Source organism: Aquicoccus sp., assembly GCF_041686535.1.
Classification (GTDB): domain Bacteria; phylum Pseudomonadota; class Alphaproteobacteria; order Rhodobacterales; family Rhodobacteraceae; genus Aquicoccus.
In genome coordinates this window covers 1-5,373 of the sequence record NZ_JAWLDS010000140.1, presented here as the reverse complement: position 1 = coordinate 5,373, position 5,373 = coordinate 1, and the positions used below count along the sequence as shown (strand labels likewise).

Below are 5,373 nucleotides of genomic sequence, written 5' to 3'. Positions count from 1 at the left end.
CGACAAGGTATGAAAAGACGTCTCGAAACTTCATGGCCATGATCAAACTCGCCGCCGTCAGACTATGGTGCCAGTTTTACGAGTCCGCTGCCTAGTTTCGCGTCTCGGCTCTCCGCTTCGATTTTGGCATATCGCACCTTGGCAGGTTTATCAGGATTCTGCTTGGTCCCCCGAACGCCCATCGCAATCGCAACCGGAATCTGGATGGAGAAAACATTTGGTGTCTTGCGCGCACCGAGATTGTCGCCACCAAGATCAAGAATCCACAGCTCATCAAAGCTGCGGCGCATCATTTCCCGAACGCCAACAAACCCCGGCCCAACAAGATAGCTCGACGCCGTGATGAAGCTGATAATGCCGCCGCATTTCTGCGTCTCAAACATTCGCCAAAGCGCCCAGCGCCAGAAATAGACATAATCGTTAAAGATCACTTGCAGGTTCAAGCCCTTGCCCGCGTCTCTGGCGGGCTTTAAGAAATCCTCGAAGATCGGGCGGTCGCCCTGTTCTTCCTGTTTCGCACCGCCTTCGATCTGGTCGCCAAACCGGACCCAACCGCCCTTGTTCGCCTTGGTCCCGTCCTCGTTGCGCCGTTCCCTGTCATAGGGCGGATTGCCCAGACACACGAGAATATCCCCGCCCTGCTTCACCTTGCGCGCGGACTCGTGTTCCTGATGCAGTGCTTTGTGCGTCAAATCCAGCCCACCAGGCGGAGCCTTATTCGGGCTTTCCAGCGTGTCGGCGAGATAGATCTTCAGCCGCTTGCCCAGCTTTTCCTCGGGCTCGCCCGCCGCCGCCTTGGCGTCATTCATTGCGCCTTCCAACGCCTGCGTCAGACGCAGATGGGCGACGGCATAGGGGCCAACCAGCACCTCGAACCCGTGCATGTTCTCGGCCATCTGGCGCGCGCGGGCGGGCACCGCGCCGGGGCCGGACCGCTTGCGCACCTTTTCCAGCCCGTGCTTCACCGCCGCGACCGGATAGGTGCCGGTGCCCACGGCGGGGTCAAGGTACACCACGCCATCGTCGGCAAAGCCCAGCTTCTTGCCGAACCGGTTTTCCAGCAGTTCCGAGGCCAGCCGGACCTGCAATTCCACCACCTCGCGCGGGGTATAGTAGACCCCATAATCCTTGCGCAGCTTGGGGTCATAGGCGGCAAGAAAGTCTTCATAGAAATACAGCCAGAGGTCGGGCTTCGATTTCAGGAAGTCGTGGGGATCGAGCGCTTCGAGCGAGCGTTTCAACATCTCGAACCCGACCACAAGTTCATCGCGCGCGGCCTTCTGGCCCAGCAATTCGAGCGTCCGCGCAAGCAACCCGTTGTTCTTGTCGAGCGTCTTCGCCGCCTCGGTCGGGTCGAGCTTGGGCGCACCTGACAGCCGCGCCAGCAGCATCGCATAGGTCACGGTCTGCGCGTAGGCGTCCGCGAATTTGGCATCGTCAGAATCGGGGAAAAAGAACTGCCGCCACTCCCCGGCCAGAAGCCCAACGGCAGAGCCGGGCAGGCCCAGCGCGTTTTCGACCTCAGAACGCAGGAAGCGGCTAAGCGGCGCGAGGTATTTGGCGAGGCCTGAAGGCGTGTGCGGAACATTCGGCTGCCAGCCCAGAAAGTCGCGGAACAGGCGGTCCAGCGCCTCGGCATCCTCTTTGCCGGTCGCGGCCTTGCCCTTGTCGGTCGGGTCATCCGTCAGCCGCACGATGGGCTGGCCGTCCGGGCGTTCGCCGGATCGGTAGAGCGACCATTCCCGGCCATCGGTATAGATCAGGTTCGGCAGGCCTTTCAGCTTGGCCCATTGCTTCTTGTTGTGGTCGCCTTTCAGTTTCGGCGCATCCGCCCCGAGGCCGGGCGCTTTCAATTCGATATATCCGCAGATCAGCCCCCCGACATAAATCGCTATGTCGGGTCGGACCTTGTGTTCCGACAAATGCGTTTCGGTCCGGGTTTCGACCGTCAACCCGTACTTCGCGCCCGTGGCCACAAAGAGCGCCGCGACCTCGGGCTTCAACTGGTCTTCGGGCGAAGCGGACCCAGGAAGTGCGAATTTCGCCTTTAGGGCATCCGCAAATCCTTGGAGATCAGTATGATTCATGTGTGCTCTCGCATTTCCCTATGCCATTGAACAGGTTGGCAAGCGCAATCGCAAGGTGTATCGCGTCCGCTTGCCTATGTGGTCGGGATTCCGTCCTCATAAGTAAGTTTAGCCCCCTACCCCTGTCTCCCCCCGCCTGCCAAGAGGTAGGTTTTGCATATTCTCGGGCGCGTCCGCAGGCCTTGGCATGCCCAGCGCGCAATCTCTGTAAGTTCGAGCACAGGCATGCTTGGAAGGCACGCCCGGTCCGTCCTCGCAGTTCGATATCCAACTCCGAAACCGCGTCAGTTATACAAGCAAAAAACCCACCAAGAGGGGCAGACAATCGAGGCATGTTATTATCGACTGGGCACCAAAAAAGTGATAGGAATTTCTTGATGTTATCATTATGCGGGAATGAATTTAGTATGCGCCCGAGGCAGCAAGCACAGCCCAGATCGAAGGCACACGGAACCAGAACCGACTGTGCCAAGCCGCCGGCGGATGACGCCAATCCCGTTCGTAATCGGGATGGGATTCTGCCTGCGCAGCGTCGCTTTTGCCGGGAGTACGTCCTCGACTGGAACGGAACGCAGGCCGCGATCCGCGCTGGATACAGCCCAAAAACTGCTGGATCGCAGGCGCATGACCTCCTGAAAAAACCTGAGATCCGCACCGAAATCGGGCGACTGGAACGGGAGGCCGCCGAAAAGCTGGAAATACAGCACACCGACCTGCTGAAGCGCCTCTGGGACACGGCCACCGGCGACGTGAATGATCTGGTCCGCATTGAGCGCCGCGCCTGTCGCTACTGTCACGGTGTCGGGCATGAGTACCAGTGGACAACGCTCCGCGAATATCGCGATGCCGCCGATCGTTTCCTGCTCGACACGGCCAAGGGCAACGCTTCCGCGCTGGCAGAGATGACCGAGCGGATCGACGCAGGCCGCCGCATCCCCGGCATGCCCCGTGATGCTGGTGGCTACGGCTTCAACGCCACCGCCATGCCAAGCCCCGACTGCCCCGAGTGCGCAGGCGAGGGTATTATGACCGTACATGTTACGGATACCCGTGAAGCCGTGTCGCATCCGCTCTACGAGGGCGTGAAGCAGACAAAGGACGGGATCGAGGTCAAGATCGCGGACCGCGCCAAGGCGCTTGAGCAGGTCGCGCGCCACATGTCGTTCTTCAAGGACGCGATGCAGTTGAGCGCATCCGACGAACTGATGGAGGCCGCACGCAAGATCAACGCCGCCTCGCCGCCGCTGGATGCGAGATACATGGCCAAGAACGCAAGCCGCCTGCTGGGCGATGAGGCGGAGAAATGACAGTCCCAACAGGTGTGACACGGCATCTTCAGTGCAAGATCACGTCGCGTTTATCGGGGCGCCGGTCGACGAGAATAGCTGATCTCGCCGGTCTTGCGCAGTACAAGCGCCTGTGCCAGCTTTCGGGGACAGGCGACAAGAGGATTGAAGCGTGACGATCAGGTTCAAGAGCACGATGCAATGCCTCGCCTTAGCTACAGGTGCGGCATTTCTCGGAGCAGACACACAAGCCGGGGTCTACTGGAATATCCAGCAAACAGGCCTCGGCGGCGATATGCTCGGGCTCGTGATCCAGGGCGAGATCGGACAGGCCGACATTCCGGTCGTCGAAGAGGCAATCACCGCCAGCGCTCACCTGCCAACGCGAGTCGCTATATTATCTTCCAGCGGTGGCAGTGTGCATGCGGCTATGACTTTGGGGGGCCTACTTCGCGAGCACTCTTTTGACACCGTTGTCCCCGCCGGACATTCCTGCGTGAGCGCCTGCGTTTTTCTGCTCGGAGCGGGCATTAGAAAGACAGTCGAGGGTCAGGTTGGCATTCACAGACCCTACTTCGCAGCCGGCTCGTCAGAAACGGTTGGGCAGGCAATCCTGAACCTGAAAAAACAGACCGCAGCATTTTTTCAGAAGATGAACATTCCGTCGCGTCTCGCGGAGGATATGTTCAGCATCGACCCTGCCGAGGTCAAGATGCTCACCACGGACGAACTGTCGGCATATCGCCTTAACAGCAAAGACTTTGCTGCTCAGGAAGCGGATGCGCTTCGCACGATGGAGAATTACGGGCTTTCCAGGCAGGAGTACGAGATTTTCCAGAAAGACCTCGACTATTCCTGCCGAGTGTTGATCGGCCGACCGCAACGCATGAAGGCCTGCGTCATTGCTGTCGCCGACAAATATGGAATTCAGCTTGGAAGCACAGGGCGATGAAAGAATTTCTTGCCGCTCTGATTATGGCCGCCTCCCTGGCCGGGAGCAAATCTAACGCGCAAGATTGGGCTTATCTCGGAGGTAGTCCACAAGGCGAAGTGGATGTAGACTCGGTGACGCGAAGCGGTTCCCTGGCCCGCGTCCACGTCCGATTTTTTGCCGACCGGCAGCAGGCCAGAATGTACATGCACCAGATTCTGTCGGTGGATTGCTCCAACCCCGCAGCGCGCATCACCGATGGGTGGATCTCCTCCAGCTATTCTTCCCGGGTCGCACCGATGCCGGACCTTCCTGAATACCAGCGCAAGATCCCTATCCCGTCACCCAACGAGGCTTACAACACACTCTTTAACTATTTATGCGGCAGGTAGCGCTCCTTTCAAATGGCAGTCCAAATTTAAGGCTTCTTCGCGGATTGTGTGAGTTTGCAGGTTCCGGTTGAGGTGCGCGAGCATACGAGCTGTTGTGTCGTAGGGTGATGCGGGGAGGTGCGTGAGCCGTCCGGCGACGAGGTAGGCCATTTTGATGAAATTCCGTGTAGTGCGATAGCCGCGGGCGCGGGCCTTGACCGACAAAACTTTCCCAGACGATCCGGAGCTTGTCCTCAGCCAACATTCGGAATGTCGAAGGTCGCTTCCTTCATGGCCCAAAGCGCGAAGGCCCCTCCCGCCCAGCGCGGCCACCTCAGCGCCAACACAAACCCGATCAGCGCATGCGTGCCTTGCACTGTCGTTCAGCGATACCATAACGGGTCAACTGCGCCTCTGGCCACGTTCGAGCGGGTGAACCACGCGAGCACGTCGGACAGCCCGGCCAGGGAAAGAAACCCTTGGCCCATGGCTAGATGTATATATGGCACAATCATTGTGACGCACCCTTCGGTCTTTTTGCGCCAGGCGTCACAAAATTAAGGACGGTTGCCGCGGTATTCGCGGTGTTTTCCGGCTTAGCGTCACAACCATTGTGTCGGGGTGTCCTGTTTTTTGTGCGGGGGTTCTGTTTTTTGATCCATCGCATGAAGGCCTTTCCGGCGGGCTTTCCGTCCGGC

At 59.1% G+C, this 5,373-nt stretch carries 4 protein-coding genes; 3 read left to right on the top strand and 1 reads right to left on the bottom strand.

Annotation, left to right across the window (positions count from 1 at the left end; genetic code table 11):
• Positions 1-62: 62 nt before the first annotated feature.
• Positions 63-2,087, bottom strand: coding sequence for an N-6 DNA methylase (locus tag ACESL9_RS16725; RefSeq protein ID WP_372675263.1), 2,025 nt, complete (start codon positions 2,085-2,087; stop codon positions 63-65).
• A 407-nt stretch (positions 2,088-2,494) separates the two neighbouring features.
• Here ACESL9_RS16725 and ACESL9_RS16720 point away from each other — a divergent pair, with 407 nt between their 5' ends.
• From ACESL9_RS16720 to ACESL9_RS16710, 3 genes are all read left to right on the top strand, one after another.
• Positions 2,495-3,394, top strand: a complete 900-nt coding sequence (locus tag ACESL9_RS16720; RefSeq protein WP_372675262.1) for a terminase small subunit — start codon at positions 2,495-2,497, stop codon at positions 3,392-3,394.
• A gap of 151 nt (positions 3,395-3,545) precedes the next feature.
• Positions 3,546-4,325: a hypothetical protein gene (locus ACESL9_RS16715; protein WP_372675261.1), complete on the top strand. Its 780-nt coding sequence runs from the start codon at positions 3,546-3,548 to the stop codon at positions 4,323-4,325.
• Positions 4,322-4,696, top strand: coding sequence for a hypothetical protein (locus ACESL9_RS16710; protein ID WP_372675260.1), 375 nt, complete (start codon positions 4,322-4,324; stop codon positions 4,694-4,696). Before ACESL9_RS16715 ends, ACESL9_RS16710 begins: the two co-directional genes overlap by 4 nt.
• Positions 4,697-5,373 lie beyond the last annotated feature (677 nt).